The 26,556-nt window shown below is 75.0% G+C and carries 25 protein-coding genes; 16 read left to right on the top strand and 9 right to left on the bottom strand.

Features of this window, described 5'->3' with window-relative positions; translation table 11 throughout:
* Positions 1-19: 19 nt before the first annotated feature.
* Entirely contained in the window at positions 20-532 is a 513-nt protein-coding gene (locus ACGF5G_RS11780) for an MmpS family transport accessory protein (RefSeq protein WP_393261588.1), read from the bottom strand.
* Between the two features lie 364 nt (positions 533-896).
* On the opposite strand from ACGF5G_RS11780, the gene glmS reads away from it, so the two are divergent.
* Complete coding sequence (gene glmS / locus ACGF5G_RS11775; RefSeq protein WP_393261585.1) at positions 897-2,810, top strand: glutamine--fructose-6-phosphate transaminase (isomerizing); 1,914 nt, start codon at positions 897-899, stop codon at positions 2,808-2,810.
* A gap of 112 nt (positions 2,811-2,922) precedes the next feature.
* Here glmS and ACGF5G_RS11770 read toward each other — a convergent pair whose 3' ends face one another.
* Both ACGF5G_RS11770 and ACGF5G_RS11765 read right to left on the bottom strand, forming a co-directional pair.
* Positions 2,923-4,506 (bottom strand): alpha/beta hydrolase, encoded by a 1,584-nt coding sequence (locus ACGF5G_RS11770; RefSeq protein ID WP_393261583.1) that lies wholly within the window; start codon positions 4,504-4,506, stop codon positions 2,923-2,925.
* Positions 4,507-4,691: 185 nt separating this feature from the next.
* Positions 4,692-4,988, bottom strand: a complete 297-nt coding sequence (locus ACGF5G_RS11765; protein WP_393261580.1) for a hypothetical protein — start codon at positions 4,986-4,988, stop codon at positions 4,692-4,694.
* A 174-nt stretch (positions 4,989-5,162) separates the two neighbouring features.
* Between ACGF5G_RS11765 and ACGF5G_RS11760 the strand changes: the two genes are divergently transcribed.
* The 14 genes from ACGF5G_RS11760 to ACGF5G_RS11695 all read left to right on the top strand — a co-directional run bounded on the left by ACGF5G_RS11760 (position 5,163) and on the right by ACGF5G_RS11695 (position 19,429).
* Positions 5,163-5,531, top strand: coding sequence for a holo-ACP synthase (locus tag ACGF5G_RS11760; RefSeq protein WP_350704088.1), 369 nt, complete (start codon positions 5,163-5,165; stop codon positions 5,529-5,531).
* 50 nt (positions 5,532-5,581) lie between these two features.
* Complete coding sequence (locus tag ACGF5G_RS11755) at positions 5,582-7,051, top strand: NAD(P)H-hydrate dehydratase (RefSeq protein ID WP_393261577.1); 1,470 nt, start codon at positions 5,582-5,584, stop codon at positions 7,049-7,051.
* 83 nt (positions 7,052-7,134) lie between these two features.
* Complete coding sequence (alr, locus tag ACGF5G_RS11750) at positions 7,135-8,253, top strand: alanine racemase (protein ID WP_393261574.1); 1,119 nt, start codon at positions 7,135-7,137, stop codon at positions 8,251-8,253.
* Positions 8,250-9,341 (top strand): alpha/beta fold hydrolase, encoded by a 1,092-nt coding sequence (locus ACGF5G_RS11745; RefSeq protein ID WP_393261571.1) that lies wholly within the window; start codon positions 8,250-8,252, stop codon positions 9,339-9,341. The genes alr and ACGF5G_RS11745 overlap by 4 nt, the downstream gene beginning before the upstream one ends.
* Entirely contained in the window at positions 9,338-9,820 is a 483-nt protein-coding gene (tsaE, locus tag ACGF5G_RS11740; RefSeq protein ID WP_393261568.1) for a tRNA (adenosine(37)-N6)-threonylcarbamoyltransferase complex ATPase subunit type 1 TsaE, read from the top strand. The genes ACGF5G_RS11745 and tsaE overlap by 4 nt, the downstream gene beginning before the upstream one ends.
* A gap of 60 nt (positions 9,821-9,880) precedes the next feature.
* Positions 9,881-10,582 (top strand): uracil-DNA glycosylase, encoded by a 702-nt coding sequence (ung, locus tag ACGF5G_RS11735; protein ID WP_350704078.1) that lies wholly within the window; start codon positions 9,881-9,883, stop codon positions 10,580-10,582.
* A gap of 86 nt (positions 10,583-10,668) precedes the next feature.
* Positions 10,669-11,520 carry a maleylpyruvate isomerase family mycothiol-dependent enzyme gene (locus ACGF5G_RS11730; protein ID WP_393261565.1) on the top strand — a complete coding sequence of 284 codons (852 nt, stop codon included), beginning with the start codon at positions 10,669-10,671 and terminating at the stop codon, positions 11,518-11,520.
* A gap of 46 nt (positions 11,521-11,566) precedes the next feature.
* Positions 11,567-12,244 (top strand): tRNA (adenosine(37)-N6)-threonylcarbamoyltransferase complex dimerization subunit type 1 TsaB, encoded by a 678-nt coding sequence (tsaB, locus tag ACGF5G_RS11725; protein WP_393261563.1) that lies wholly within the window; start codon positions 11,567-11,569, stop codon positions 12,242-12,244.
* Positions 12,241-12,705, top strand: a complete 465-nt coding sequence (gene rimI / locus ACGF5G_RS11720) for a ribosomal protein S18-alanine N-acetyltransferase (RefSeq protein ID WP_393261560.1) — start codon at positions 12,241-12,243, stop codon at positions 12,703-12,705. The genes tsaB and rimI overlap by 4 nt, the downstream gene beginning before the upstream one ends.
* Positions 12,698-13,744 (top strand): tRNA (adenosine(37)-N6)-threonylcarbamoyltransferase complex transferase subunit TsaD, encoded by a 1,047-nt coding sequence (gene tsaD / locus ACGF5G_RS11715; RefSeq protein WP_393261557.1) that lies wholly within the window; start codon positions 12,698-12,700, stop codon positions 13,742-13,744. Before rimI ends, tsaD begins: the two co-directional genes overlap by 8 nt.
* An 18-nt stretch (positions 13,745-13,762) precedes the next feature.
* On the top strand, positions 13,763-14,017 hold the full coding sequence (locus ACGF5G_RS11710) for a hypothetical protein (protein WP_393261555.1): 255 nt from the start codon (positions 13,763-13,765) through the stop codon (positions 14,015-14,017).
* A gap of 120 nt (positions 14,018-14,137) precedes the next feature.
* Entirely contained in the window at positions 14,138-15,838 is a 1,701-nt protein-coding gene (locus tag ACGF5G_RS11705) for an ABC transporter transmembrane domain-containing protein (RefSeq protein ID WP_393261552.1), read from the top strand.
* Positions 15,838-17,616 (top strand): ABC transporter ATP-binding protein, encoded by a 1,779-nt coding sequence (locus ACGF5G_RS11700; protein ID WP_393261549.1) that lies wholly within the window; start codon positions 15,838-15,840, stop codon positions 17,614-17,616. The genes ACGF5G_RS11705 and ACGF5G_RS11700 overlap by 1 nt, the downstream gene beginning before the upstream one ends.
* Positions 17,617-17,851: 235 nt before the next feature.
* The gene (locus ACGF5G_RS11695; protein WP_393261546.1) at positions 17,852-19,429 is read left to right on the top strand and encodes a Na+/H+ antiporter; all 1,578 of its coding nucleotides are present in this window, start codon (positions 17,852-17,854) and stop codon (positions 19,427-19,429) included.
* A gap of 120 nt (positions 19,430-19,549) precedes the next feature.
* On the opposite strand, the gene ACGF5G_RS11690 is transcribed toward ACGF5G_RS11695, so the two are convergent.
* The 6 genes from ACGF5G_RS11690 to ACGF5G_RS11665 form a co-directional block, all read right to left on the bottom strand.
* Positions 19,550-20,731, bottom strand: a complete 1,182-nt coding sequence (locus ACGF5G_RS11690) for an ROK family protein (RefSeq protein WP_393261544.1) — start codon at positions 20,729-20,731, stop codon at positions 19,550-19,552.
* Between the two features lie 27 nt (positions 20,732-20,758).
* The gene (locus tag ACGF5G_RS11685) at positions 20,759-22,018 is read right to left on the bottom strand and encodes a sugar ABC transporter permease (RefSeq protein WP_393261542.1); all 1,260 of its coding nucleotides are present in this window, start codon (positions 22,016-22,018) and stop codon (positions 20,759-20,761) included.
* Entirely contained in the window at positions 22,015-22,839 is an 825-nt protein-coding gene (locus ACGF5G_RS11680; RefSeq protein ID WP_393261539.1) for an ATP-binding cassette domain-containing protein, read from the bottom strand. Before ACGF5G_RS11680 ends, ACGF5G_RS11685 begins: the two co-directional genes overlap by 4 nt.
* A 104-nt stretch (positions 22,840-22,943) precedes the next feature.
* Positions 22,944-24,044 carry a sugar ABC transporter substrate-binding protein gene (locus ACGF5G_RS11675; RefSeq protein WP_393261537.1) on the bottom strand — a complete coding sequence of 367 codons (1,101 nt, stop codon included), beginning with the start codon at positions 24,042-24,044 and terminating at the stop codon, positions 22,944-22,946.
* Positions 24,045-24,238: 194 nt separating this feature from the next.
* Positions 24,239-24,718 (bottom strand): Cys-tRNA(Pro) deacylase, encoded by a 480-nt coding sequence (gene ybaK / locus ACGF5G_RS11670; RefSeq protein ID WP_350704052.1) that lies wholly within the window; start codon positions 24,716-24,718, stop codon positions 24,239-24,241.
* 50 nt (positions 24,719-24,768) lie between these two features.
* Entirely contained in the window at positions 24,769-25,992 is a 1,224-nt protein-coding gene (locus ACGF5G_RS11665) for a methyltransferase domain-containing protein (RefSeq protein WP_393261534.1), read from the bottom strand.
* 249 nt (positions 25,993-26,241) lie between these two features.
* On the opposite strand from ACGF5G_RS11665, the gene groES reads away from it, so the two are divergent.
* On the top strand, positions 26,242-26,556 hold the full coding sequence (gene groES, locus ACGF5G_RS11660) for a co-chaperone GroES (RefSeq protein WP_088998427.1): 315 nt from the start codon (positions 26,242-26,244) through the stop codon (positions 26,554-26,556).

Raw genomic sequence — 26,556 nt, 5'->3', positions numbered from 1 at the left:
ACGGACTCCCGGCCCGGGTTCAACCCGTCGTCCCCTTGTTGCAGGTGACCTGCCACCGGTCGCCGTCCTCGGCTACGGCCCGGCCGTCGACGGTGATGCGGCAGCCGATCGTGCGGTTCCGGTCGGGGCCGGTGGCCAGCACCATCACCCGCTCGGCGTCGTGTGCGCGCAACCGCATCCGCCAGGGCAGGGTGACTCCTTCGGTCTGGACGAAGTCACCGTTGGCGTCGTAGTACTCCACGTCGGCTGGCCCGCGGCCGGTCACCTCGTAGACGACGGTGACCGTGCCCGGCCCGTCGGAGGGCGTCCGTGCCGGTGCGACAGTCCGTGCCGGCACGGCTGGCGGAGTCGTCGGGGCCGGCTCCGCCGTCGGCCACCCGCCGCCTGCCGGTTGCTGGTACGGGTGGGGCAGGTGGGCGAGCGGACGTTCCGGGTTGCGCTCGTCGGCGGGGCTGACGAGGCGGTCGGCGAGGCCGAGGCAGGCGCAGATGCCGAAGACGACGACGGCGCCGGCGGCGACGCCGAGGTCCACGGCGGGAGGGCGCTTGCCCGACGCACGCGGGCCGGAGGGGGCCGCTTCGGGTGCGGACGGGCCTGCCGGCGGGGTCGGCTCGGGCGGCGGCATGGCGTGGGACATGGCTGTGCTCCGGGAAGGCGGGCGGGGCGGCCGCGAAAGGGGTCCAGGTTGGTCGTCGGGGAGACGGGCGCGCGGCCGTCAGGGTGCCGTACGCGGCCGACGCGGGCAAGCCACTCCCCGTGCCGGTTTCGCCCCCGGCGTACGGGGGCGGCTGTTTGTCCTCCCGGATCCCGCCCGTTACCTGATCGCTCAAATTCAGTGATCGTTTACCCGGCTTTCGCGCACATGCGATGAGCGAAACTGGGTTAGGCTGCGGGACATGTGTGGAATCGTGGGTTACGCCGGCGCGCGCCCGGCGCTCGGAATCGTGCTCGACGGACTGCGGCGGCTGGAGTATCGCGGCTACGACTCGGCCGGCGTCGCCATCGTCTGCGACGGCGAGCTGCTGACCGAGAAGAAGGCCGGCAAGCTGGCCAACCTGGAGAAGGTGCTCTCCGAGCGGGCCGCCGAGGACCCGACGTCCTGCGCGGCCAGCCCCATCGGCATCGGGGACGGCACCACCGGCATCGGGCACACCCGGTGGGCCACCCACGGCGGCCCGACCGACCGCAACGCCCACCCGCACCTCGCCCCCGACGGCCGCGTCGCCGTGATCCACAACGGCATCATCGAGAACTTCGCGAAGCTCCGCGCCGAGCTGGAGGCCGACGGCGTCCAGTTCGCCAGCGACACCGACACCGAGTGCGCGGCGCACCTGCTCTCCGCCGCACTGGCCGACCTGCGCGCCGCCGGCCACCCCGAGGGCCCGCAGCTGCTCGCCGCCGGCATGCGGGTGGTCTGCCAGCGCCTGGAGGGCGCGTTCACTCTGCTCGCCGTCGACGCCGCGGTGCCCGGCGCCGTCGTCGGCGCCCGCCGCAACTCGCCGCTGGTCGTCGGCCGGGGCGACGGGGAGAACTACCTCGCCAGCGACGTGGCCGCGTTCATCGAGCACACCCGGGACGCGGTGGAGCTGGGCCAGGACCAGATCGTCCTCATCACCGGCGACACCATCGAGATCACCGACTTCTCGGGCCAGCCCGCCAGCGGCAAGGACTTCCACATCGACTGGGACTCCTCGGCCGCCGAGAAGGGCGGCTACGACTGGTTCATGCTCAAGGAGATCGAGGAGCAGCCCCAGGCCATCGCCGACACCCTGCTCGGCCGGCTCACCGAGACCGGCGAGATCATGCTCGACGAGGTCCGCCTCAGCGACCAGGACCTGCGCGACGTCGACAAGATCTTTATCGTCGCCTGCGGCACCGCCTACCACTCCGGCCTGGTCGCCAAGTACGCCATCGAGCACTGGACCCGGATCCCCTGTGAGGTGGAGCTGGCCAGCGAGTTCCGCTACCGCGACCCGGTTCTCGACCGGTCCACGCTGATCGTCGTGATCTCGCAGTCCGGCGAGACGATGGACACGCTGATGGCGCTGCGGCACGCCAAGGAACAGAAGGCCCGCGTCCTGGCCATCTGCAACACCAACGGCTCCACCATCCCCCGCGAGTCCGACGCCGTCCTCTACACCCACGGCGGCCCCGAGATCGCCGTCGCCTCGACCAAGGCGTTCCTGACCCAGCTCGTCGCGTGCTACCTGATCGGCCTGCACCTGGCCCAGGTGCGGGGGATCAAGTTCGCCGACGAGGTGGCCGCCGTGGTCGAGCAGCTCCACCGGATGCCGGGCAAGCTGCGCGAGCTGCTGGACCGCATCGAGCCGGTCCGCGAGCTGGCCCGCGACCTCAAGACCGAGCCGACCGTGCTGTTCATCGGCCGGCACGTCGGCTACCCGGTGGCCCTGGAGGGCGCGCTCAAGCTCAAGGAGTTGGCGTACATGCACGCCGAGGGCTTCGCCGCCGGCGAGCTGAAGCACGGCCCCATCGCCCTGATCGACAAGGGCACCCCGGTGATCTGCATCGTGCCGTCGCCCGTCGGCCGGGGCATGCTGCACGACAAGGTGGTCTCCAACATCCAGGAGGTGCGGGCGCGCGGCGCCCGGACCATCGTGATCGCGGAGGAGGGCGACGAGGCGGTCGTCCGCTACGCCGACCACCTGATCTACGTGCCGCGTACGCCGACGCTGCTCGCGCCGCTGGTCACCACCGTGCCGTTGCAGGTCCTCGCCGCCGAGATCGCCGCCGCCCGGGGGCACGACGTGGACCAGCCCCGCAACCTGGCCAAGTCGGTGACGGTCGAGTGACGCCGGCCGGCGGCGGGGCGCCCGCCGCGCCGCCGGCCGATCCCGGGATCCTGGGGACCCGCTGCGCGCCCGGGGGCCGTTCGTCGCCGAGGTCTCGCCTGGCGCCGCCACGTCAACGGCCGAGCACCACGCGGGCCATGCCGTCCAGCGCCGGGTTGTCGGCCGCCCAGTAGCCGGTGTGCCCGCGCCGGCCGCTCGGGAAGGTGCGCCCGCCGAAGCCCGGGTGGGCCGGGTCCTGGCCGAACCACAGCTCGCGTTCCGGCCAGCCGGCCAGCCGGGCGGCCCCACCGAGCGGCGACGCGGCGAGCAGGGCCTGCCGGGCCAGCTCGTCCGGCGGCCGGGCGAGCCGGATCACGTCGTCCGGCGCGGTGCTCGCCCAGACCTGCCCGGGTGGCAGGCCCAGCTCGGCGGCGTGCGCGACGCCCACCCCGGGCGAGCCGACGAAGACCAGCGCGTCGGCGGCCAGCCCGTGGTCGCGGGCGGCCGTGCCGACCACCAGCGAGCCGTAGCTGTGGCCCAGCACGGTCTGCCGGCCCGGAGGCCCGTCGTGGGTCGCCCGCAGCCCATCCTGGAACCGGTGCAGCGCCGGGCCCGCGTCCCGGGCCTGCCCCGGCCAGGCCGCCTCGTGCAGGAAGTCGGGGGCGTCGTAGTCCAGCCAGAGCACCGCGGCGGTCTCCTCCTCCGGCGCGAGGTCGGCGCAGCGGGACAGCACCCTCGCCGCCCGGCCCAGCTCGCCGGGCGCGTCGTCCAGGCCGGCGGTCATCCCCGGCACGTACGTCAGCGTCCGCGCCGCCCGGTCCGGGTTGCCCAGCGCCACGACCGCGCGGCCCTCGCCGGCGGTGTCCAGCCCCAGTAGGTACGCCCGGGGCGCCTCGCCGGCGGCCAGGCGCCCGGTCAGCGCGTCCAGCCCCGCCAGTGCCCGTTCGACCCGCAGCAGCCCGGCCAGCTCGACCGGCCCGCGCGGCACCCGCTCCAGCAGCCGGCGCCGCGCGGCGAGCAACTCCTCCCGCCGTGCTCCGAGCAGCAGGCGGTTGGCCTGGTCGCGGGCGGCCACCGGCACCCCGTCGAGGCGCCCGACGAGCGCCGCCTCGTGCGCCACCAGCCACCGCCGCTGCGCGGGAGTGAGCCCCGCCCACCACGCCCGCACCGCGGCCGGGGTGGCGCCGGGCGGGGGCCGGCCGGGTGGCGGCGGGGCGACCCACGTCGACCGGGCGGCGGCGGACAGGGCGCCCAGCCGGTCGGCCGCCTCCCGGTCGGCCGCCCCGGCCAGCGCCAGCGCCTCCCGGATCGCCGCGCCCACCCCGGCCGCGACCTGCCCCGACCGTGGGGAGGTCGGCGCGCGGGCGGGATCGGCGGCGACCCGCCCCTGCCGGTCGACCAGCAGTCCGGCGCCGTCCGCGCGTGTCACCGCGGCGGAGACCCGGGCCTTCGCCGCCGCCAGCCGACCGGCGAACTCGGCCAGCACCTGGTCGGCCTCGATCAGGGCGGGGGAGACCGTGGTCAGCTCGGTGCGCAGCGCCGCGAGCCGGGCGTCGGCGGCCCCGCCAGCGCCGCCCGACCAGTCGGCGCGCAGCGCCGCCGCCCCGGCGGACAACTCGTCGGCCCGGCGCCCGACCCGGTCGGTCACCCCCCGCCAGGCCGCCCCGGCGGCCCGCCAGGCACCCGGATCGGCCGCCCAGAGCTGCCGGTATCCCACGGCCGGCGCCCGCTCGGCGGGGTGCGCCGGCCGCCCGGACGGCCCGGCTCGGCCCGTTGCCCGCTCGGCGGGGTGCGCCGGCCGCCCGGTCGGGCCCGTTCGGCCCACCGCGGGTGGTGCCGGCGCGGCTCCGGCCACCGGTGGTGCCGACCCGGCTCCGCCCGCCGCCGGTCGTGCCGGCGCGCTCACCGGGGGAGGGCGGCGAGCCGGCCGGCCGCCCGGTCGTCCACCGACTCGTACGCCTCGGCCGCCGCCCGCACCGCACCGGCCGTCTCGGCCACCCGGGCGCCGAGCCCGCCGAACCAGGCGTGCACGGCCGACTCCAGCCCGGTCAGGGCCGCCCCGGCCGCCCACTCCGGGGCCGGCACCACCAGCCCGGCCACCCCGGCCAGCCCGTGCCCCAGCCGGTACGCGTCGTCGCCGAGCGCGCTCGCCGCCCGGCGCAGCGCGTCGGGTCGTACGGTGATCGGCTCCTCGGTCATCCTCGCCCCCGTGCCTCGCGGAACATCGACGACCGGAACGCTAGGCGGCGTCCACACCCGCGCAGGCACCCTGTGGACGACGGCCCCGGCGGACGGACAGCCGTCGTCCACAGGCGTTGCCCGGCCCCGAGCCGGCGGCTAATGTGCGGCCGCCCGCGCCGGTAGGGTGAGCCCGTGATCGTCGCTGTCGGCATCGACGTCGTCCTGGTCGAGCGGTTCGCCCGGGCCCTGGCGCGGACGCCGCTGCTCGCCGACCGGCTCTTCACGGAGGCCGAGCGCTACACCAGCTCCGGCAACCCGCGTTCGCCGGAGTCGCTGGCCGCCCGGTTCGCGGCCAAGGAGGCGGTCGCCAAGGCGCTCGGCGCGCCGGCCGGGCTGAGCTGGCACGACTGCGAGATCGTGCCGGACCCGGACGGCCGCCCCTGGCTGACCGTCTCGGGCACGGTCGCGGCGGCGGCCACCGAGCGCGGGGTCAACCGCTGGCATCTCTCGTTGTCCCACGACGGCGGGATCGCCTCGGCGATGGTGGTCGCGGAACGGTGATCGGTGCGCGCCGACCTGGCGCGCCGGGAAGCTCGGACGGGGGCGGTGGCGTGAGACCGGTGTGGCGGGTCGCGGACGTACGCGCGGCGGAGGCGGCGCTGATGGCCACCCTTCCGCCCGGGACGCTGATGAAGCGGGCCGCCGCCGGGCTGGCCCGCCGCTGCGCGCTGCTGCTCGCCGACCGGGGCGGGGTCTACGCCGCCCGGGTGCTGCTGCTCGTCGGCTCCGGCGACAACGGCGGCGACACGCTCCTGGCCGGCGCGCACCTGGCCCGTCGCGGTGCGGCCGTGTCGGCGCTGCTGCTCAGTCCCGGCCGGGCGCACGCCGAGGGGCTGGGCGCGCTGCGGGCCGCCGGCGGGCGGATCGTGGACCGGCCGCCGGCGACGGTCGACATGGTGCTGGACGGCATCGTCGGGATCGGCGGGCGGGGCGGGCTCCGGGACACCGCCGACCAACTCGCCGCCAGCCTGGTGCGGCACTGCGGGCGCGACGGAGCCCCCGCCACCGTGGTCGCGGTGGACGTGCCCAGCGGCGTCGCCGTCGACACCGGGGACGTGCCGCTGACCGCCACCGGGCGGCCGAGCGCCGTCCGCGCCGACGTGACGGTCGCGTTCGGCGCGCTGAAGCCCGCGTTGGTGGTGGGCCCGGCCGCCGCGCTCGCCGGTCAGGTGGAACTGGTCGACATCGGGCTGGAGCCGTGGCTGCGCGGCAGCCCCGCGCTGCGCGTGACCGAGTGGTCGGACGTTGTGGACTGGTGGCCCCGGCTCGGCCCGGCGTCGGAGAAGTACACCCGGGGCGTGGTGGGCCTGGCCACCGGCTCGGCCACCTACCCCGGCGCGGCGGTGCTCTCGGTCGCCGGGGCGCTGGCCGGCCCGACCGGCATGGTCCGCTACGCCGGCTCCGCCCGGGCCGACGTGCTGCACCGGCACCCCTCGGTGATCGCGGCCGGCCGGGTCGCCGACGCGGGGCGGGTGCAGGCCTGGGTCTGCGGCTCCGGGCTGGGCACCGGCGAGGAGGCGGCCCGGGAACTGCGCGCGGTGCTCTCCGCCCCGGTGCCCGTGGTGCTCGACGCCGACGCGCTGACCCTGCTGGTGGACGGCTCGCTCGCCGACCGGCTGCGCAAGCGGGACGCCCCGATCGTGGTCACCCCGCACGACCGCGAGTTCACCCGGCTCTGCGGGGAGACGCCGGGCGCCGACCGGGTGGCGGCCACGCTGCGGCTGGCCGCCTGGATGAACGCCGTGGTGCTGCTCAAGGGCGACCGCACGGTGATCGGCACGCCGGACGGCCGGGCGTACGTCAACCCGACCGGCACCCCGGCGCTGGCCACCGGGGGCACCGGCGACGTGCTGGCCGGGCTGCTCGGCTCGCTGCTCGCGGCCGGGCTGGCGCCGGAGCGCGCGGCGGCCTCGGCCGCGTACCTGCACGGGCTGGCCGGTCGGGAGGCGGCCCGGGGCGGGCCGGTGACCGCGCCCGACGTGGCCGACGCCCTCCGCCCGGTCCTCGCCCGTCTCGGCTGATCGCAGCGGCTCCGCTCTCGGCCGACCGCAGCGGTTCCGCCGGCCTGGGCCGGGGAGATCAGCGCGGAAAGTAGGCTGGGGGCATGTGGCAGGCCGAGGTGCGGGTGGATCTGGACGCGATCCGCGAGAACGTGAGCCGGCTGCGGGCCGGCACCGCCGCCGAGCTGATGGCGGTGGTCAAGGGCGACGGCTACGGCCACGGCATGGTCCCGGCGGCCCGCGCCGCGCTGGACGCCGGGGCGGACTGGCTGGGCGTCTGCACGCTGGACGAGGCGCTGACGCTGCGCCGGGCCGGGATCACCGTGCCGGTGCTGGCCTGGCTCCTCGCGCCCGGGCTGCCGCTGCACGAGGGGGTCGCCGCCGGGGTCGACCTCGGCGCCGCCAGCCTGCCCCAGCTCGACGAGATGGTCGAGGCGGGCCGCGCGGCCGGGCGACCGGCCCGGCTGCACCTCAAGATCGACACCGGGCTGTCCCGGGGTGGCGCGACCGTCGCCGACTGGCCGGCCCTGCTCGACGCCGCCGCCAAGGCGCAGGCCGACGGCCTGGTCGAGGTGGTCGGGGTGTGGAGCCACTTCGTCTACGCGGACTCGCCCGGCCACCCGACCATCGACCGCCAGCTCGCAGTCTTCCACGAGGGCGTCGGCATGGCCGAGCAGGCCGGCCTGCGGCCCCGCTACCGGCACCTGGCCAACTCCGCCGCCACGCTGACCCGACCGGACGCGCACTTCGACCTGGTCCGGCCCGGGCTCGCCGTCTACGGGCTCTCCCCGGTGGCCGGCGAGAGCTACGGGCTGCGCCCGGCGATGACCGCCCGGGCCCGGGTGATGCTCGCCAAGCGCGTCCCCGCCGGCTCCGGCGTCTCGTACGGGCACACCTACACCACCGAGCGGGAGGCGAACCTGGCCGTGGTGCCGCTCGGCTACGCCGACGGGGTGCCCCGGCACACCTCCAACAGCGGGCCGGTGCAGCTCGGCGGCCGGCGGCGGCAGATCTCGGGCCGGGTCTGCATGGACCAGTTCGTGCTCGACTGCGGCGACGACCCGGTGGCCGCCGGCGACGTGGCCACGCTCTTCGGCAGCGGCGCCGACGGCGAGCCCACGGCCGACGACTGGGCCGAGGCGGCCGGCACCATCAACTACGAGATCGTCACCCGGTTCGGCAGCAGCCGGGTGCCCCGCGTCTACGACGGCGAGCGCCCGTGACGTCCCGTTCCCGGATTCCGCTGCCCCGCTCCGGGCACGCCCGGGCCGCCGTGGGCGCGCTGGCCGCCGTCGGGGTCGCCGCCGCCGGGCTCGCGGCCGGCGTCGCCACCGAACGCGCCCTGGTCCGCAAGCTCAAGTCCGACCCCACCGACCGGTACGCCGGCGAGGTCTTCGGCGAGCAGCGGTACGACGAGGCGTTCCGGCTGGAGATGCCCGACGGTACCGACATCCACGTCGAGGTGGTGGAGCCGACCCGGCCGAGGCCCGGCAACCCGACCGTGGTGCTGGTGCACGGCTTCTGCCTGGACATGGGCACCTTCCACTTCCAGCGCAAGGTGCTCGCCGAGCGGGGCGAGCACCGGATCGTCGTGTACGACCAGCCGGGGCACGGCCGGTCCGGGCGGCTGGAGACGGGCGAGTACGACCTCACCGCGCTCGGCCGGACGCTGCGCGAGGTGATCGACCGCGTCGCCCCGGAGGGGCCGCTGGTGCTCGTCGGCCACTCGATGGGCGGCATGACCATCATGGCCTTCGCCGAGCTGTTCCCGGAGCTGTTCGGCGACCGGGTCGTGGGCACCGTGCTGATGGCCACCTCCGGCGGCCTGCTCGCCGAGACCAAGCTGGTGGCGCCGGCCCTGCTCGGCCGGGTCGGGGCGCCGGTGCTCTACATGGTCGGCAACGTCACCCGCTACGGCGGCACGGTGATCGACCGCGCCCGCAAGTCCACCACCAACGTGGCCTGGCTGCTCACCCGCAGGTACGGCTTCGGCACCCGCCACCCCAGCCCGGCCCTGGTGTCGTACGTCGAGACGATGAACTCGCGCACGTCCGCCGACACGGTGACGCGCTACCTGCGGACGCTGGCGACGCACTCCCGGTATCCGGCGCTCGCCGCGTTGGCGGGCACCCCCGTGCTGGTGGTCGTCGGCGACAAGGACATGATCACCCCGGTGACCCACTCGGAGGAGATCGTCCGGCGGCTGCCGCACGCCGAGTTCGTCAAGATCTCCGACAGCGGGCACGTGGTGATGCTGGAGCACGCCGACGAGGTCAACGCGGCACTGACGCGCTTCCTGGAGGAGCTGTGACGCAGGTCGTCGAGCTGCCGACGGTCGACGACACCCACGGGTTCGGGCGGCGGCTGGCCGGGCTGCTGCGCGCCGGCGACCTGCTGCTGCTCACCGGGCCGCTGGGCGCCGGCAAGACCGCGTTGACCCAGGGCATCGGGGCCGGGCTCGGGGTGCTCGGCGACATCACCTCGCCCACCTTCGTGATCGCCAGGGTGCACCGGCCGGACCCGGCCCGGGGCGGCACGGTGGCGCTGGTGCACGCCGACGCGTACCGGCTGGGCGACGCGGCCGATCCGCGCGCCGAGATCGACGACCTCGACCTGGACGCCTCGGTGGACGAGTCGGTGACCGTGGTCGAGTGGGGCGAGGGCCTGGTCGAGCAGCTGGTGGAGGCGCACCTGCGGGTGCGCGTCGACCGGCGCGACGACGACACCCGGGTGGTCGAGCTGGAGCCGGTCGGCGGCGACTGGGCGCAGCGGCTCGCCGCCCTCGGGTGAGCGCTGTCGTACCGTCTGCCTAGAGTGCGCGGGACGGATTCGACAGGCGAAAGGTTGCCGATGCCCGACGACGCCCCCACCCTGGACCTGCTGGCGCTGCTGCCGGAGGACTGGCGTGCCGTGCTCACCCCGCACCTCGACCCGGCCCGCACCGCCGAGCTGGCCGCGTTCGTCGCCGGGGAATACGCGACCCGCACCGTCTTCCCGCCGGTCGACGACCTCTTCTCGGCCTACCGGCTCTGCGCGCCGGCCGACTGCCGGGTGCTGATCCTCGGGCAGGATCCCTACCACAAGGCGGGGCAGGCGCACGGGCTCAGCTTCAGCGTCCGCGAGGGCGTGAGCGTGCCGCCGTCGCTGCGCAACGTCTTCAAGGAGCTCGGCGAGGACGTCGGCGTGCCGAAGCCGCGCAGCGGCAACCTGAGCGGCTGGGCCGCGCAGGGCGTCCTGCTGCTCAACTCGGTGCTCACCGTCCGCGAGGCCACGCCCGGCTCGCACGCGAACCGCGGCTGGGAGGAGTTCACCGACGCCACCATCCGGGCGCTCGACGCGCTGGACTCCCGGGTGGTCTTCCTGCTCTGGGGCGGCTACGCGCGCAAGAAGGCCGCGCTGGTCACCAACCCGCAGCACGTGGTGCTGGAGGCCGGGCACCCCAGCCCGATGAACCCGCGCGGCTTCCTGGGCAGCCGGCCGTTCAGCGCGGCCAACAAGGCCCTCGCCGACGCGGGCCTGCCCACGGTCGACTGGGAGCGTTCGGCCGGCTGACGAAGTCCGCAATCTGCGCGTCACCGGGCGGTGACCGTGCGCTGTAGCCTGTTGCCTCCAGCGGTCGGCGAGCCGGGAGGCGGCGGATGACGGCGACGGTCAGCGACGAACGGTGGCGGGTGGCGCGGACGGCCCTGGCGGACCAGACCGACCGCTTCGTCGATCTGGTCCGCGCCGCCCCGCCGCAGGCCATGGCCACGGCCCACTGGTCGGTGGCGGACACGCTCGCCCACGTCGGCACCATCGCCTGGTTGTACGTCTGCCTGGTGGATCCGGAGCGCCCGCTCCCGCCGGTGCCGGGCTTCGACGGGCTGCTCCCCGAGACCAGCGTCGACACGGTGGCGGGCTTCAACGACGTGCTGCTCGGCCACCTCACCGAGCGCGACCCGCAGTTCCTGCTCGACCGGTTCCAGGCCGACGTGAAGCAGTTCCTGGCCGCCTGCGAGGAGCGGCGCCCCGACGAGACGGTGTCGTGGCTCGGCGGGGCGCAGGTCCCCCTCGCCGGTCTCTGCGCACACCTGGTCAACGAGGTGCTCATCCATGGCCACGACATCGCCCGCGCCACCGGGCTGCCGTGGGAGGTGCCCAGCCCGCACGCCGCGCTCTTCCTGGAGCTGTTCCTGGCCGGCGTGGTCCGGCACGGCTACGGGCGGCTGATCGACGGCGGCCCGCCGCCGAGCGAGCGCCGGGTCGTGGTCGAGTTCCGCTCGGCGTACGCGGCCCCGGTCCGGCTGCTGCTGCACCGGGGCCGGGTGTCGTTCGCCGAGCCGGACGCCCGGCCCGACGCCGTGGTCGACCACGACCCCGCCACGCTCAACCTGATGATGTTCGGCCGGATCAGCCGGGCCCGGGCGGTGCTCACCGGCAAGGTGCGCGTGAGCGGGCGGCGCCCCTGGCTCCTGCCCGCCTTCCTGCGCAAGTTCCGTACCCCGAGCTGACCCGCGTCGCCGGGGCCGACGAGGGGGCCGGCTAGGCTGGCATACCGTGCTCGTACTGGTGGTGGACAGCTCGACGCCCGCGGTGACGGCGGCGCTGGTGGAGGTCACGGCGGACGGCGTCGCGACCCGGGCGCACCGCTGCACGGTCGACGCCCGCGCCCACGGCGAACTGCTCGCCCCGCAGGTCGACGCGGTGCTCGCCGACGTCGACGCCCGCCCGGCCGACCTGGGCGCGATCGTCGCCGGGCTCGGCCCCGGCCCGTTCACCGGGCTCCGGGTGGGGCTGGTCACCGCCGCCACCATGGGCCAGGTGCTGGGCGTGCCGACGTACGGCGTCTGCTCGCTGGACGCCGTCGGCCACCCGGCGGCCGCCGGCGAGCCGGTGCTGGCGGCGAGCGACGCGCGGCGCCGGGAGATCTACTGGGCGGTCTACGACGGCGCGGGCCAGCGGATCGTCGGGCCGGAGGTGTCGGCCCCGGCGGTCGCCGCCGAGCGCGCCCGCGGCCTGGCCGTCACGGTCGCGGTCGGCGACGGCGCGCACCGGTACGCGGACACCCTCGGCCTGCCCGTGCGGGCCGAGCCGCGCTACCCGGACGCCGGCGCGCTGGCGACCCTGGCCGCCGAGCGGATCCGGGCCGGCGCCCCCGGCGAGGCGCTCACCCCGCTCTACCTGCGCCGGCCGGACGCCGTGGCGGCGGCGGCCCGTAAGCCGGTCCTGCCATGACCGGGGTGCGCCTGCAACGGTTCCGGTGGTGGCACATCGACGAGGTGCTGCCGATCGAGGCGGACCTGTTCGGCGCCGAGCAGTGGTCGGCGGCGATGTTCTGGAACGAGCTGGCCAACGGGCACTTCTACCTGGTCGCCACCGACGACGACGGCACGGTGCTGGGCTACGCCGGGCTCACCGCGGCCCCGCCCGACGAGGCGTGGGTGCAGAACATCGCGGTGCGCCGGGACGCCCAGCGGCGCGGGGTCGGCCGGCTGCTGCTGGAGGCGCTGCTCGCCGAGGCGGCCCGGCTCGGGTCCCGCAGCACCCTGCTGGAGGTCGCGGCGGACAACGCCCCGGCCCAACTGCTCTACGCGGCGTACGGCTTCGAGCCGATCGGCGTGCGGCGCGGCTACTACCAACCGAGCAACACCGACGCGCTGGTCATGCAGCGCACCCGGGAGGTGGGCGATGACTGACGAACCCCTGGTCCTCGGCATCGAGACGTCCTGCGACGAGACCGGCGTCGGCATCGTGCGGGGGCACACGCTGCTGGCCGACGCGCTCGCCTCCAGCGTCGAGCAGCACGCCCGGTTCGGCGGGGTGGTGCCCGAGGTGGCCAGCCGGGCGCACCTGGAGGCCATCGTGCCGACCATGGACCGGGCGCTGAAGGAGGCGGGGGTGACCCTCGCCGACATCGACGCGATCGCGGTCACCTCCGGCCCGGGGCTGGCCGGCGCGCTGCTGGTCGGGGTGGCCGCCGCCAAGGGCTACGCGCTCGCCGCCGAGAAGCCGGTCTACGGCGTCAACCACCTGGCCGCGCACGTCGCCGTGGACACCCTGGAGCACGGCCCGCTGCCCGAGCCGGCGATCGCCCTGCTGGTCTCCGGCGGGCACTCCTCCCTGCTCCTCGTCGACGACCTGGCGCGGGGCGTCACCCCGCTCGGCGCCACCATCGACGACGCGGCCGGCGAGGCGTTCGACAAGGTGGCCCGGCTGCTGGGCCTGCCGTTCCCCGGCGGGCCGTACATCGACCGGGAGGCCCGGGCCGGCGACCCGGCGGCCATCGGCTTCCCGCGCGGCCTGACCGCCGCCAAGGACCTCGCCGCCCACCGCTACGACTTCTCCTTCTCGGGACTGAAGACGGCGGTGGCCCGCTGGGTCGAGGCGCGGCAGCGGGCGGGCGAGCCGGTGCCGGTCGCCGACGTGGCCGCGTCCTTCCAGGAGGCGGTCTGTGACGTGCTGGTGCGCAAGGCGCTGGACGCCTGCCGGACCAACGGCGTCGAGACGCTGGTGATCGGCGGCGGCGTGGCGGCCAACTCGCGGCTGCGGGCGATGGCCGAGCACCGCGCCGCCAAGGACGGCATCCGGGTCCGGGTGCCCCGACCGAAGCTCTGCACGGACAACGGCGCGATGGTCGCCGCCCTCGGCTCGCACCTGGTCGCCTCGGGTGTCGCGCCGAGCCGGCTGGACCTGCCCGCCGACTCGGCCATGCCGCTGACCACCGTCAGCGTCTGAAACTCGGGGACGGATGACGTGATCGTGCGGATGTGGGAGGCGCGGGCCGAGCCGTACGGCGTCGCCGACCTGATCACCTGGGTCTGCGACACGGCGCTGCCGGAGTTCGAGCACGACCCGATGCACCTGTCCAGCGAGGTGTTCTCCTCCACGGACCACCGGGTGGTGGTCATCTCCAAGTGGCGCAGCAATCCCCGCCCGCTGCCAGAGCCGCCGGCGATGCTGCTCGCCCGCCCGGCACACTCGTGGGACTTCACCCAGGTCGACCGCTGACCGGCGGGCGCCGCCGTCCGACGTGGATCGGGGCGCGCCGCCGGTCGACGTGAGCCGGGGCACGCCGCAGCGGTAATTGGTTGGCGGTGCTGCCCGTGGCCCGCCTAGCGTCGGTGGGCCATGCGTTTCTCACCGGCCGGTGACCCCGGCGTACCCGACACCCGCTCGGCGACCCGCTACCTGGTGTGGCTGGCCGGGCGGCACAAGGTGCTGTTCACCGTCGGCATCCTGCTCGGCGTCGTCTGGATGGTCGCCCAGGCGCTGGTGCCGGCGGCCGTCGGCCGGGCCGTCGACGGGCTCACCCGCGGGGACGAGGACGCGCTGCTCACCTGGGGGCTGGTGCTGCTGGGCCTGGGCGTGCTCCAGGCGGTCGCGGGGATCCTGCGGCACCGCTGCGCGGTGCACAACTTCCTCGCCGGGGCGTACCGGACGGTGCAGTTGACCGTGGGCGCGGCGAACCGGCTCGGCGCCGCGCTGCCGCGCCGGGTGGCCGCCGGCGAGGTGGTGAGCATCGGCACGGCCGACATCAACCAGATCGGCTCGGCGATCGACATCACCGCCCGGGGCACCGGCGCCGTCGTCGCGATCGTGACCGTCGGGGTGATCCTGCTCGGCGCCTCCCTGCCGCTCGGGCTGGTCGTGGTGCTCGGCGTGCCGCTGCTGATGGCGGTGGTCGGGCTGCTCATCCGGCCCCTGCACCGGCAGCAGCAGGCCTACCGGGACTCCGAGGGGGCGCTGACCACCCGGGCCGGCGACATCGTCTCCGGGCTGCGGGTGCTGCGTGGCGTCGGCGGCGAGCCGATGCTCTCCGCCCGCTACCGCGCGCGGTCCCAGGCGCTGCGCGCCGACGGCCTCCGGGTGGCCCGGGTCGAGTCGCTGCTGGAGGCGGCGCAGGTGCTGCTTCCCGGCGCGTTCCTGGTGCTGGTCACCTGGCTCGGCGCCCGGTTCGCGCTGCGTGGCGAGATCAGCGCCGGCCAGCTCGTGGCGTTCTACGGCTACACCGCGTTCCTGGTCAGCCCGCTGCGGCAGCTCACCGAGGCGGTGGACAAGCTGACCCGGGGGCACGTCGCCGCCCGGCGCGTGGTGCGGCTGCTGCGGCTCGATCCGGAGCTGGTGGACCCGCCCCGCCCGGCGGCGCTGCCGGACGGCCCCGGTGAGTTGGTCGACGTGGAGTCGGGCGTGACCGTGCGGCCCGGCCGGTTCACCGCGCTCGCCGCGACCGCGCCCGAGGACGCGGCGGCGATCGTGGACCGCCTCGGCCGGTACGTCGACTCGGACGCGATGCTGCACGGCGTACCGCTGCGGGCGCTGCCGCTGGCGACGGTGCGGGAGCGGATCCTGGTGGCCGACAACAACGCGCACCTGTTCACCGGCCCGCTGCGCGCGGAGCTGGACCCGCACGACCGGGCCGACGAGGCGGCGATCGCGGCGGCGCTGGCGGCGGCGAGCGCGACGGACATCGTGGAGGCCCTGCCCGACGGGCTGGCCAGCGCCGTGGCCGAGCGGGGGCGGGAGTTCTCCGGCGGCCAGCAGCAGCGGCTGCGGCTGGCCCGGGCGCTCGTCGCCGACCCGGAGACCCTGCTGCTGGTCGAGCCGACCAGCGCCGTGGACGCGCACACCGAGGCCCGCATCGCCGAGCGGCTCGGCGCGGCCCGGGCCGGCCGGACCACCCTGGTCTGCACCACCAGCCCGCTCGTGCTGAGCCGCGCCGACCATGTGATCTTCGTGGAGGACGGCAAGGTGGTGGCCGAGGGGGCGCACACCGCACTGCTCGACGGCGAACCGCGCTACCGGGCGACGGTCAGCCGGGGGGAGGACTGATGGCCACCGCACTGCCGGTCGCCGACGCAGGCCAGGTGCGCCGCTACGCCCGTGCGCTGGTGCGCCGGCACCCGCGCGCGCTCGGCGTGGCGCTCGGCCTGCACGCGCTGGCCGCGGCGGCCGGCCTGGTCGCGCCGTGGCTGCTCGGCGACCTGGTCGAGGGGATCTCCCGGGGCACGACGGGCGTCACCGTCGACCGGATCGCGCTGCTGATCGCCGGCTTCGTGGTGGCGCAGTCGGTGCTGGTGCGGTTCGCCCACCTGGCGTCGGCGCGGCTCGGCGAGCGGGTGCTGGCCGAGCTGCGCGAGGAGTTCGTCGACCGGATCCTGGCGCTGCCGCTGGCCACCGTGGAGCGGGCGGGGACGGGCGACCTGCTCACCCGGACGTCCCGGGACGTCTCCGCGCTGTCCCGGACGGTCCGGTTCGCGGTGCCCGAGACGCTGATCGCGGTCGTCACCGGCTGCTTCATCGTCGGCGCGCTGCTCCTGGTCAACCCGCTGCTCGCGGTGCCCTGCCTGGTCGCGGTGCCGCTGCTGTGGGCCGGCACCCGGTGGTACCTGCGCCGCGCCCCGGACGGCTACCTGCGGGAGAACGCCGCCTACTCCGACATCACCGACGGGATCAGCGAGACCGTCGAGGGCTCGCGCACCACCGAGGCGTTGCGGCAGGAGGCGCGCCGCCGGGCCCGCACCGACGCCGACATCCGCCGGTCGTACGCGGCCGAGCGCTACACCCTGCGGCTGCGCACGGTGTTCTTCCCGGTCACCGAGATCGGCTACGTGGTGCCGGTGGTCGCCACGCTGATCATCGGCGGCTGGTTCCACCTGAAGGGTTGGGTGAGCCTCGGCGAGGTCACCGCCGCCACGCTCTACGTTCAACAACTGATCGACCCGGTCGACCGGCTGCTCTCCTGGCTGGACGAGCTGCAGGTCGGCGGCGCCTCGCTGGCGCGCCTGCTCGGGGTGGCCGACGCCGACGCCCCGACCACGTCCCCGGCCCCGGCCGGGTCGTCGACGCGAGCCGGCGTCAACGTGCCGACGGGCGACCGGCGGCTCGCCGCCCGGGACGTCCGGTACGCGTACCGGACGGGGCGGGACGTGCTGCACGGGGTGACCCTGGTGCCGGAGCCGGGGGAGAAGCTGGCGATGGTCGGCCCCTCGGGCGCCGGAAAGTCCACCCTCGGCCGGCTGCTCGCCGGGGTGCACGCGCCCCGTTCCGGCTCGGTCACCGTGGCGGGACGTCGGCTCGACGAGCTGCCCCTGGCCGAACTGCGGACGCACGTCGCGCTGGTCACCCAGGAGCACCACGTCTTCATCGGCACGCTGCGGGACAACGTGGCGATGGTCCGGCCGGGCGCCGACGAGGCGGCCGTCCGGTCGGCGCTGGCCGCCGTCGACGCGCTGGACTGGGCCGACGCGCTGCCGGACGGGCTCGACACGGTGGTCGGGGCCGGTGGGCACCCGCTGTCGCCCGCGCAGGCGCAGCAGTTGGCGCTGGCCCGGCTGGTGCTGGCCGACCCGCACACGCTGGTGCTGGACGAGGCCACCTCGCTGATCGACCCCCGGGCCGCCCGGCATCTGGAGCGCTCCCTCGCGGCCGTGCTCCAGGGCCGGACGGTGATCGCCATCGCGCACCGCCTCTTCTCGGCGCACGACGCCGACCGGGTCGCGGTGGTCGAGGACGGCCGGATCATCGAGATCGGCCCGCACGACGAGCTGGTCGCCGCAGGCGGTTCCTACGCGGCCCTCTGGCGCTCCTGGCACGGCACCCGCTCCTGACGCCGACCGGCCGCCACCGGCCCTGACGTCGCGCCGCCCGCCACCCGCTCCCGACGTCGCCGTCCGGTCACGCGGTCTTGACGTCGCCGTCCGCCACCCGCTCCTGACATCGCCGTCCGTCACCCGTTCGACGGTTCGGCCGTGCCGCGTCCGCGTGCCGTACCACGATGTTGCCAGTGGCAGGCGACCGCGCGCCCGCCACTGCGGCGCGGCCGGCGGGTGACGGGGGAGCGACGTGGGCGGTCTCGAACTCATCGTGGTGCTGGGCGTCACGGTGCTGGTCGGCACCACCCTCGGCGGGCGGTACAGCGTGGCGCCCCCGGTCCTGCTCATCACGGCGGGCGCGCTGTTGGCGCTCCTGCCGCCGCTGTCGCACGTGGTGCTGGAGCCCGAGGTGGTGCTGCTGCTGTTCCTGCCGGCGATCCTCTACCGGGAGAGCATCACCACCAGCCTGCGCGAGATCCGCACCAACCTGCTGGCGATCACGCTGCTGGCGGTGGGGCTGGTGGCGGCGACGATGGTCGCCGTGTCGCTCGTCGCGCAGCGGCTCGGCATCGACCCGGCCGCGGCCTGGGTGCTCGGCGCGGTGCTCGCGCCTACCGACGCCGCGGCGGTCTCCGGCCTGGCCAAGCGGATGCCGCGCCGCATCCTCACCACCCTGCACGCGGAGAGCCTGATCAACGACGGCACCGCGCTGGTGCTCTTCACCGTCGCGGTGGGCCTGATCGTCGGGGGCACCGAGCCGAGCGCGCTCGGGCTGGCCGAGCGGTTCGTCGGCGCGTCGGCCGGGGGCGTCGTCGCCGGCCTGCTGGTCGGCTGGGCGGTGATCGTCGTCCGGCGACGCCTCGACGATCCGCTGCGCGAGGGCGCGCTGAGCGTTCTCACGCCGTTCGTCGCGTTCCTCCTCGCCGAACTCGTCCACGCCAGCGGGGTGCTGGCCGTGGTGGTCGCCGGCCTCGTGCTCTCCTACGCGGCCCCCCGGGTCGTCCGGGCCCGGTCCCGAGTGCTGGCGTACGCCTTCTGGGACCTCGCCACGTTCCTGGTCAACGGGGGGCTCTTCGTGCTCCTCGGGATGCAGATCCCGCGCGCGCTGCGCGGCCTCACCAGCCTGTCGACGGCGCGGGCGCTGGCCATCGCGGTCGTGGTGACCTGCGTCGTCGTGGCGACGCGGATGCTCTGGATCCACCTGGCGGCGTTCGGTTTCCGGGCCGCCAACCGCCGCCCGTCGCTGGCGGGCGAGCAGGTCGACTGGCGGGTGCGTACGGCGGCCGGGTGGGCGGGGTTCCGGGGCGCGGTGTCCCTCGCGGCGGCCCTCGCGGTGCCGGTGACGACCCCCACCGGCACGCCCGTCCACGGGCGTGACCTGATCATCTTCACGACCGCCGTCGTCATCCTGACGACGATGCTGATCCAGGGCACCACGCTGCCGGCCGTCGTCGGGTGGGCGGGCCTGGTCGGCGACACCCGGCGCGTCGACGAACGGCGCCTGGCCCGGACGCGGGCCACCGAGGCCGCCCTGGCGGCGCTGCCCGAGGTCGCCGACCGGCTCGGCGCCGGGCCGGACGCGGTCGACCGGATCAGGGCCGACTACGAGCAGCACCTCGACGACGTCCGCTCCGCCGACCGGGGCCGGTCGGCGGAGCAGGCCCGGGACCTCGACCGGCGGCTGCGGCTCGCCGTACTGGAACACAAGCGCCGCGAGATCACCAGGTTGCGGGACACGAACCAGATCGACGACATCGTGCTCCGGGACGTGCAGGCCGTCCTCGACATCGAGGAGATCCGGCTACTGGGACCGGAGCCGAACGAGTAGCGGGCAGTGGTACGGACCGGGCATCCCATCAGTTCACGGAACCGGTCCTCGGCCTTCCTGGTGACGCTGCGTCTTCCCGGCCTGGCGTGACCCTGGGCGTGCCGGCGGCCGGCCGACCGGTCAGCCGACGTCGAGCGGGTCGGCGAGCAGCCGTTCGAAGGCCAGCTCGGCGGCGCCGATCAGCGCCGCGTCGTCGCCCAGCTTCGGGGTGCGCAGCCGGACGTGCTCCAGGCAGGCCGGCAGGGCGATCGAGTTGAGCCGGCTGCGCACCTGGGCGGCGGCGGCGAGGTAGAGGTCCCGCATCGTGCCGCCGAAGATGACCATCTCCGGGTTGAAGATGTTGACCAGGTTGGCCACCCCGAAACCGAGCCAGTCGCCGGCCTGGCGGACCGCCGTCTGCGCCCGGGCGTCACCGCGGTCGGCGGCGTCGAAGACGGCCAGCAGCGCGTCCCGGCCCCGCGCGTCGGTGCGTCCGGCCGCGCGGAGCAGCCCGTGCTCGCCGATCTGGGTCTCCCAGCAGCCTCGCGAGCCGCACTCGCAGGGCGGGCCGTCGCGGACGACCACCATGTGTCCGACCTCGCCGCTGTAGCCGCCGTGCCCGGTCAGCCGCCGCCCGCCGGCGATGATGCCGGCGCCCACGCCCACGTCCCCGTACAGGTAGATGACGTTGTCGCAGCCGGCCGCCACGCCGCGCGCGTGCTCGGCGAACGCCGCCACGTCGGCCACGTTGCCGACCGTGACCGGCACCTCGCAGCCCAGCTCGGCGGCGAGCGCCGCGCCGATCGGCTCGTCCACCCAGCCGGTGGTCGGTCCCAGCCGGACCAGGCCGTCGTCGCGGCGGACCATGCCGCAGACCGCGACGCCCGCGCCGACGCAGACCGAGTCCGCCGGCACCGTCTGCTGCATCTCCTTGACCGCGCCGGCCAGCAGCGGGGCGGCCTCCGCGGCGGTCAGACCCCGGGGGCGGGCCAGCTCCCGGCGGTCGAGCACCGCGCCGCCGAGGCCGACCCGCGCCGCCCGCAGCCGGTCCACCTCGATGCTGTACGCGTACGCGTGCACCCGCTCCGACTCGGGCCGGACGACCAGCGACGGTCGCCCGGCCCGGCCGGTCTCCTTCGGCGCCCCCTCGCTGACCAGCCCGGCACCGGCCAGGTCGGCGGTCAGCGCACCGATGGTGCTGCGGTTGAGCCCGAGCGTGGTGGTGAGTTCCGCACGGGTGGTCGCCCCGTGCACGTGCACGTACCGCAGCAACGCGCCCAGGTTCTGCCGGCGGATCTCGTCCTGGCTGGGGCCTGCGCGCATCGCTGTCGTCACTTCCGGTGCCGCGCGTCAGCGGTTGCCGGTGGCGGCGGAGCGCCGGCGGGAGAACGCGTCCACGCTCGCGGCGAGCAGCAGCACCACGCCGGTGACCACGTACTTCACCCCCGAGCTGTATCCCATCAGGCCCATCCCGTTGTCGATGACCGCGACGACCGCGCCACCCAGGACGGCGTCGAGCACCCGGCCCTTGCCGCCGAAGAGGCTGGTGCCTCCGATGACCGCCGCGCCGACCGCGTAGAGCAGTACGTTACTGCCACCCGTGTTCGGGTCCACCGAGTTGGCCCGGCTGGCGGCGACGATGCCCCCGACGGCCGCCATCGAGGAGCAGATCACGAAGACCGAGATGCGGATCCGGTCCACGTCGATGCCCGCCCGGCGCGCCGCCTCCTTGTTGCCGCCCACCGCGTAGACGTGCCGGCCGTAGCTGGTGCGCTGGAGCACGAACGTCCAGAAGACCAGCAGCACCGCGATGATCGGCACCACGATCGGCACGCCCTTGAGCGAGCTGATCACGACGTTGCGGCTGCGCTCCAGGTTGAGGATGAAGACCGCCGTCCCGAGGACGAGCGCCAGCCCGCCGATCCGGGCGAACACCACCGCGATCGGGTCGGTGACCAGCCGCCGGGAGGCCCGCGTACGGTGCCGGAGCAGCTGCACGGCCGCGTAGCCGGCGACCGCCACGGCGGCCAGCAGCCAGCCGAGGACGGGGGAGAGGTTGCGGTTGGCGATGGCCACCAGCACCTCGTCGCGGACGGAGATGTTGGTGCCCTCCTCCATCAGCATCAGCACGATGCCCTGGAAGGCGAGGAACCCGGCGAGGGTCACCACGAAGGACGGGATGCCGATCTTCGCGACCAGGAAGCCGAGGACGGTGCCGATCACCACGCCGGTGACGATCGCGGCGAGCACGGCCACGTACCACGGGTGGCCGAGCACGGTGACGACGTTGGCGAGGATGGCGGCGCAGACCCCGCTGGCGAAGCCGGCGGAGAGGTCGATCTCGCCGAGCAGCAGGACGAAGACCAGGCCCATCGCGATCAGCGTGACCGCGGCGCCCTGGGTGAACAGGTTGGCGAAGTTGCCGGCGGTGAGGAACGACGGCCGCATGATCGAGAAGACCGTGCAGAGCACGACCAGGCCGAGCACGGCGGGCAGTGCGCCGATGTCGCCGCCGCGGACCCGGCTGACGTAGCTGCGGACGTGGCTGCGGAGGGTGGGCGGTGCGGTGACGGCCGCCCGGCCGTCCTTCCGCACGACGGTCGTGATCATCGGAGGCCTCCTGCGTTGCTGCCGGCCGGCCCCGCGCCGTGGCCGTTGCCGCCGTTGGCCGGGTCGGCGGCGAGCCCGTGCCCGCCGGAGCGGCCGGCGGTGATCAGCTCGACCACCTGCGCGTGGGTGATGTCGGTGGTCTTCACCTGGGCGACCATCTGGCCGAGGTAGAGCGCGGCGATCCGGTCGGAGACGGCGAAGACGTCGTTCATGTTGTGCGAGATGAGCACCACGGCCAGGCCGTTGTCGGCGAGCCGGCGGACCAGTTCGAGCACCTGGGCGGTCTGCGCGACGCCGAGCGCGGCGGTCGGCTCGTCGAGGATGACGAGCCTGCTGTTCCAGAGCACGGCCTTGGCGATCGCGACGGTCTGGCGCTGGCCTCCCGAGAGGCTGGAGACGTGCTGCCGCAGCGACTTGACGGTCCGTACGCTCAGCCCGGCGAGGGTGTCGGCGGCCATCTGCTCCATGGTCGGCTCGTCGAGCACGATGCCGTTGCGCTTCTCCCGGCCGAGGAACATGTTCTGCACGATGTCGAGGTTGTCGCAGAGCGCGAGGTCCTGGTAGACGACCTCGATGCCGAGCGCGGCGGCGTCGCGGGGGCTGTTGATGGTCACCGGCCGGCCGTCGAAGAGGAACTGGCCGGCGTCGGTGGGATGGATGCCGCTGATGCACTTGACGAGGGTCGACTTGCCGGCGCCGTTGTCGCCGACCAGCGCGGTCACCTCGCCGGGGTGGGCGGCGAAGGCGACGTCGCGCAGGACCTGGACGGGACCGAATCTCTTGTCGATCCCGCGTAGTTCCAGCAGGGGGGGTGCGGACACGGGGGTCTCCTTCAGACGGAGGGGAGGTCTCGGGTCCCGTCGGCGCGAGCCGCCGCCCGGCACAGGGGCCGTGCCGGGCGGCGTGCGCGTGGATCGGGTACGGGTCAGCTGATGCCGGCGTCGGCGCAGAGCTTGGCGTACGTCCCGGCGCAGACCTCGTCCTTGGTGACGTAGCCGTCGGCGATGACGTCCTTGACGTTCTCCTTGTAGATCGCCTTCGGGGTCAGCAGCACCGCCGGGACGTCCCGGCCGCCCTCCGGGTCCTTGACCGTCTGCGGGGTGTCCTTCTTCACACCCTTGGCCACCGCGATGGCCAGCTCCGCGGCGGCGTCGGCCTCCTGCTTGACCGCCTTGTACACGGTCATGCACTGGTCGCCGGCGAGGATGTGTTGCAGGCCCTGCGGGGTGGCGTCCTGGCCGGTCACCGGGACCTTGCCGTTGAGCTTGTTCTTCTTCAGCACCGAGATGGCCGCGTTGCCGAGGCCGTCGTTGGCCGCGAGCACGCCGTCGATCTTGCCGCGGGTCTGGGTGAGCATCTGCTCGAAGATGGTGGCGGCCTGGGCGTTGTCCCACTCCGGGACGTTCTGGTCCGGGCCCTTGGTGTATTCCTTCGAGTCGAACTTCGGCTTGAGCACCGAGTCGTACCCGTTCTTGAACAGGGTCGCGTTGTTGTCGGTCGGGGAGCCGTTGAGGTAGGCCACGACCGGGTTCTTGGCGCCCTTGTCGGTGAGGCACTTGCTGAGGCCCTCGCCCTGGAGCTTGCCGACGGCCTCGTTGTCGAAGCTGACGTAGTAGGTGGCCGAGCCGCCCAGGGTGAGCCGGTCGTAGTCGATCGTCGCCACGCCCTGGGACTTGGCCTTGTCGAGCACGGCCTTGCCGGTGCCGGAGTCCAGGTTGACGATCATCAGGGCGGTCACGCCGTTGGTGATCATCTGGTCGGCGATGGTCTGGAACGCGTTCTTGTCGCCCTGGGCGTTCTGGATGTCGTACTCGACGCCGGCGGCCTTGAACGCCTCCTCCAGGAACTTGCGGTCCGCGCCCTCCCACCGGGCGGAGGACTTGCTGTCCGGCAGGATCACGCCGATCTTCGGGGCCTTGTCGCTGCCGCCAGCCTGGTCACCGCTGCCGGAGTCGTCGCCGCAGGCGGTCATGCCGCCGGTGGCGAGCAGGCCCACGGCGGCGAGGGTGAGGAAGCCCTTGCGCATGTGCAGGGTCCTTTCGGGGGTGGGGGATGATGCTGGTTTGTTGTGTCCGGCAACGTATTCCGCGTCACACTGTGGGCACAAGAGTGCCGAGGTGGCGAGTTTGTTGTTGGCAGTAACAATTCAGCAACGTCCCTGTCACCCGGCCGTCGCCCCACGCGGGAGCGCTCTCCCGCCGGCTCGGGGAGCGGCGCAGCTCAGCGGGCGGACAGCGGGGCCGTGGCCGCCCCGGTGAGGGCGACCAGATCCTGCGGGGCGAGTTGGAGCTGGAGGCCGCGCCGGCCCGCCGAGACGTAGACGGTGGGGTGGTCGAGCGCCGACGAGTCGAGCACCGTGGGCAGCCGCCGGCGCTGGCCGAGCGGGCTGATCCCGCCGCGCACGTAGCCGGTGACCCGTTCGGCCACCGCCCGGTCGGCCATGGCGGCCCGCTTGCCGCCGACCGCCGCGGCGAGCGCCTTGAGGTCCAGCTCGCCGGTGACCGGCACGACCGCCACGGTCAGCGCGCCGTCGACCTCGGCGACCAGCGACTTGAACACCCGCTCCGGGGGCACCCCCAGCGCCGCCGCGACCAGCGCGCCGTAGTTCGGCGCGTCGGGGGAGACGTCGTACGGATGCGTGCTGTGGGCGATCTTCCGCTTCGTCAGCAGCGCGGTCGCCGGAGTGCCCTGTCCCGCCATGACCGTCAAGCTAACCCGGGCCCGGGTGGCCCGCGAGCCGATAAGGCCGGCTACCCGACCGGCCGGCAGACCAGCGCCGTCGGCGCCCCGGCGACCCGGGTCAGCACCAGGCTGGCCGCCTCGTCGCCGGCCAGCCGCAGGTCCCGCCGCAGCTTCTCCGGCTCCAGCGCGGAGCCGCGCTTGAGGATCTCCACCCGCCCGACCCGGCGGTCCCGCAGCAGCGCCCGCAGCCGCTTGAGCGAGAACGGCAGCACGTCGGTGACCTCCAGGCAGCGGGCGAACGGGGTCGCCGCCGGGGCGTCCGCGTAGAGGTAGGCGATGCTCGGGTCGGCCAGCGTCGCGTCGAGGGCACCCGCCAGCTCCGCGACCAGGTGCGCGCGGACCACCGCCGGGTCCGGGTCGTACAGGAAGCGGCGGACCGGCCCGACCGGCGCCTCGGCGTCGCCGGAGCCGGTCACCTGATAGCAGGGGACCCTTCCTCTACCGGAGGCGTTAACAGGGGGCCCTTCCTTACCGCGCAGCAGGGTGGCCCGGCGGGGGACCTCGGCGAGCCGGCCGCACCACAGCGCCGCCTCGACCAGGTCGCCGTCCGCGCTCACCCACTCCGCCTCGGCGCCCGCGGGGATCAGCGCGTGGTCGATCCCGGGCGCCACCTTCACCACCGTGTACGGCACCCGCGCGGCCAGGCCGATGACGAAGTCCCAGGGCGGGGAGTAGGCGTTCGGGTCGAAGACCCGCCGCCCAGTGCCCGCCTTCCGCCGCGCCGGGTCGCAGAACACCCCGTCGACCCGGCTGACGTCGAACGCCGTGGCGTCGCCGCACTCCACCGTGAACAGTTCGGCCAGCCCGGCCGCCTCCGCGTTGGCGGCGGCCATCGCGGCGGTCACCGGGTCGGCCTCCACCCCGTACACCCGGATGCCGGCCCGGGCGGCGGCGAGCGCGTCCGCGCCGAGGCCGCACCCGAGGTCGGCCAGGGTACGCACGCCGGCGGCGCGCAGCCGGCGTGCGCGCCGCGCCGCGACGGTGCCGCGGGTGGCCTGCTCCAGCCCGGCCCGGGTCAGGAACATCCCCGCCGCCGCCGGCCCGAACTTGCCGACCGCCCGGCGGCGCAGCTCGGCCTGGGTGAGTGCGGCCGCCGCCAGCGCGGGCGGCATTCCGGCCGAGCGGAGCGCGGCCGCCGCGGCCAGCGGGTCGCCGCCGGCCACCCGCGCGGCCGCGTCGAGCGCGACCGACCCCTCGGGCGTACGCAGGGCGGCGAACTGGTCGAGGTCCACGCGGTCATTCTGGCCGCCCGGCCCGACGCGCCGGCCGGCGGGTTGGCACTCTCCTTGACGGAGTGCTAGCCGAGGAATAACCTGCGATTAGCACTCTCACCCCGAGGGTGCCAGCTTCCGGGCTGTCAGGCCCGGGCGCTGAACGCCAGGCGGACCGGCACCCGCGACGACGGCCCCGCCCGGTGGCATGTGGCAGATTGACGCCGGTCGGCATGCCGACCGGTAACGAAACCAGTACCCCAGGAGGGTATGCCCGTGACTACCGCGACCAAGGTTGCGATCAAGCCGCTCGAGGACCGGATCGTGGTCCAGGCGAACGAGGCTGAGACCACCACGGCGTCGGGCATCGTGATCCCCGACACCGCCAAGGAGAAGCCGCAGGAGGGCACCGTCCTCGCTGTCGGCCCGGGCCGGATCGACGACAAGGGTAACCGCGTGCCGGTCGACGTCAAGGTCGGCGACACCGTCCTCTACTCGAAGTACGGCGGCACCGAGGTCAAGTACGCCGGCGAGGAGTACCTGGTGCTCTCCGCCCGCGACGTCCTCGCGGTCATCGAGAAGTAA

The sequence above is a fragment of the Micromonospora sp. NPDC047730 genome (assembly GCF_043204765.1).
In the GTDB taxonomy this organism is placed as follows: domain Bacteria; phylum Actinomycetota; class Actinomycetes; order Mycobacteriales; family Micromonosporaceae; genus Micromonospora.
Note: the sequence above shows the minus strand (reverse complement) of the source record. Positions and strands in the feature narration are given on the sequence as shown.

Excerpts from the sequence above, each read along its gene's own strand:
- groES (WP_088998427.1), top strand. The coding sequence starts at position 26,242 with ATGCCCGTGACTACCGCGACCAAGGTTGCGATCAAGCCGCTCGAGGAC.
- rimI (WP_393261560.1), top strand. The coding sequence starts at position 12,241 with ATGACCGGGGTGCGCCTGCAACGGTTCCGGTGGTGGCACATCGACGAG.
- ACGF5G_RS11685 (WP_393261542.1), bottom strand. The coding sequence starts at position 22,018 with ATGATCACGACCGTCGTGCGGAAGGACGGCCGGGCGGCCGTCACCGCA.
- ACGF5G_RS11705 (WP_393261552.1), top strand. The coding sequence starts at position 14,138 with ATGCGTTTCTCACCGGCCGGTGACCCCGGCGTACCCGACACCCGCTCG.
- ACGF5G_RS11675 (WP_393261537.1), bottom strand. The coding sequence starts at position 24,044 with ATGCGCAAGGGCTTCCTCACCCTCGCCGCCGTGGGCCTGCTCGCCACC.
- ACGF5G_RS11765 (WP_393261580.1), bottom strand. The coding sequence starts at position 4,988 with ATGACCGAGGAGCCGATCACCGTACGACCCGACGCGCTGCGCCGGGCG.
- alr (WP_393261574.1), top strand. The coding sequence starts at position 7,135 with ATGTGGCAGGCCGAGGTGCGGGTGGATCTGGACGCGATCCGCGAGAAC.
- ACGF5G_RS11690 (WP_393261544.1), bottom strand. The coding sequence starts at position 20,731 with ATGCGCGCAGGCCCCAGCCAGGACGAGATCCGCCGGCAGAACCTGGGC.
- ACGF5G_RS11730 (WP_393261565.1), top strand. The coding sequence starts at position 10,669 with ATGACGGCGACGGTCAGCGACGAACGGTGGCGGGTGGCGCGGACGGCC.
- ung (WP_350704078.1), top strand. The coding sequence starts at position 9,881 with ATGCCCGACGACGCCCCCACCCTGGACCTGCTGGCGCTGCTGCCGGAG.
- tsaD (WP_393261557.1), top strand. The coding sequence starts at position 12,698 with ATGACTGACGAACCCCTGGTCCTCGGCATCGAGACGTCCTGCGACGAG.
- ybaK (WP_350704052.1), bottom strand. The coding sequence starts at position 24,718 with ATGGCGGGACAGGGCACTCCGGCGACCGCGCTGCTGACGAAGCGGAAG.
- ACGF5G_RS11700 (WP_393261549.1), top strand. The coding sequence starts at position 15,838 with ATGGCCACCGCACTGCCGGTCGCCGACGCAGGCCAGGTGCGCCGCTAC.
- glmS (WP_393261585.1), top strand. The coding sequence starts at position 897 with ATGTGTGGAATCGTGGGTTACGCCGGCGCGCGCCCGGCGCTCGGAATC.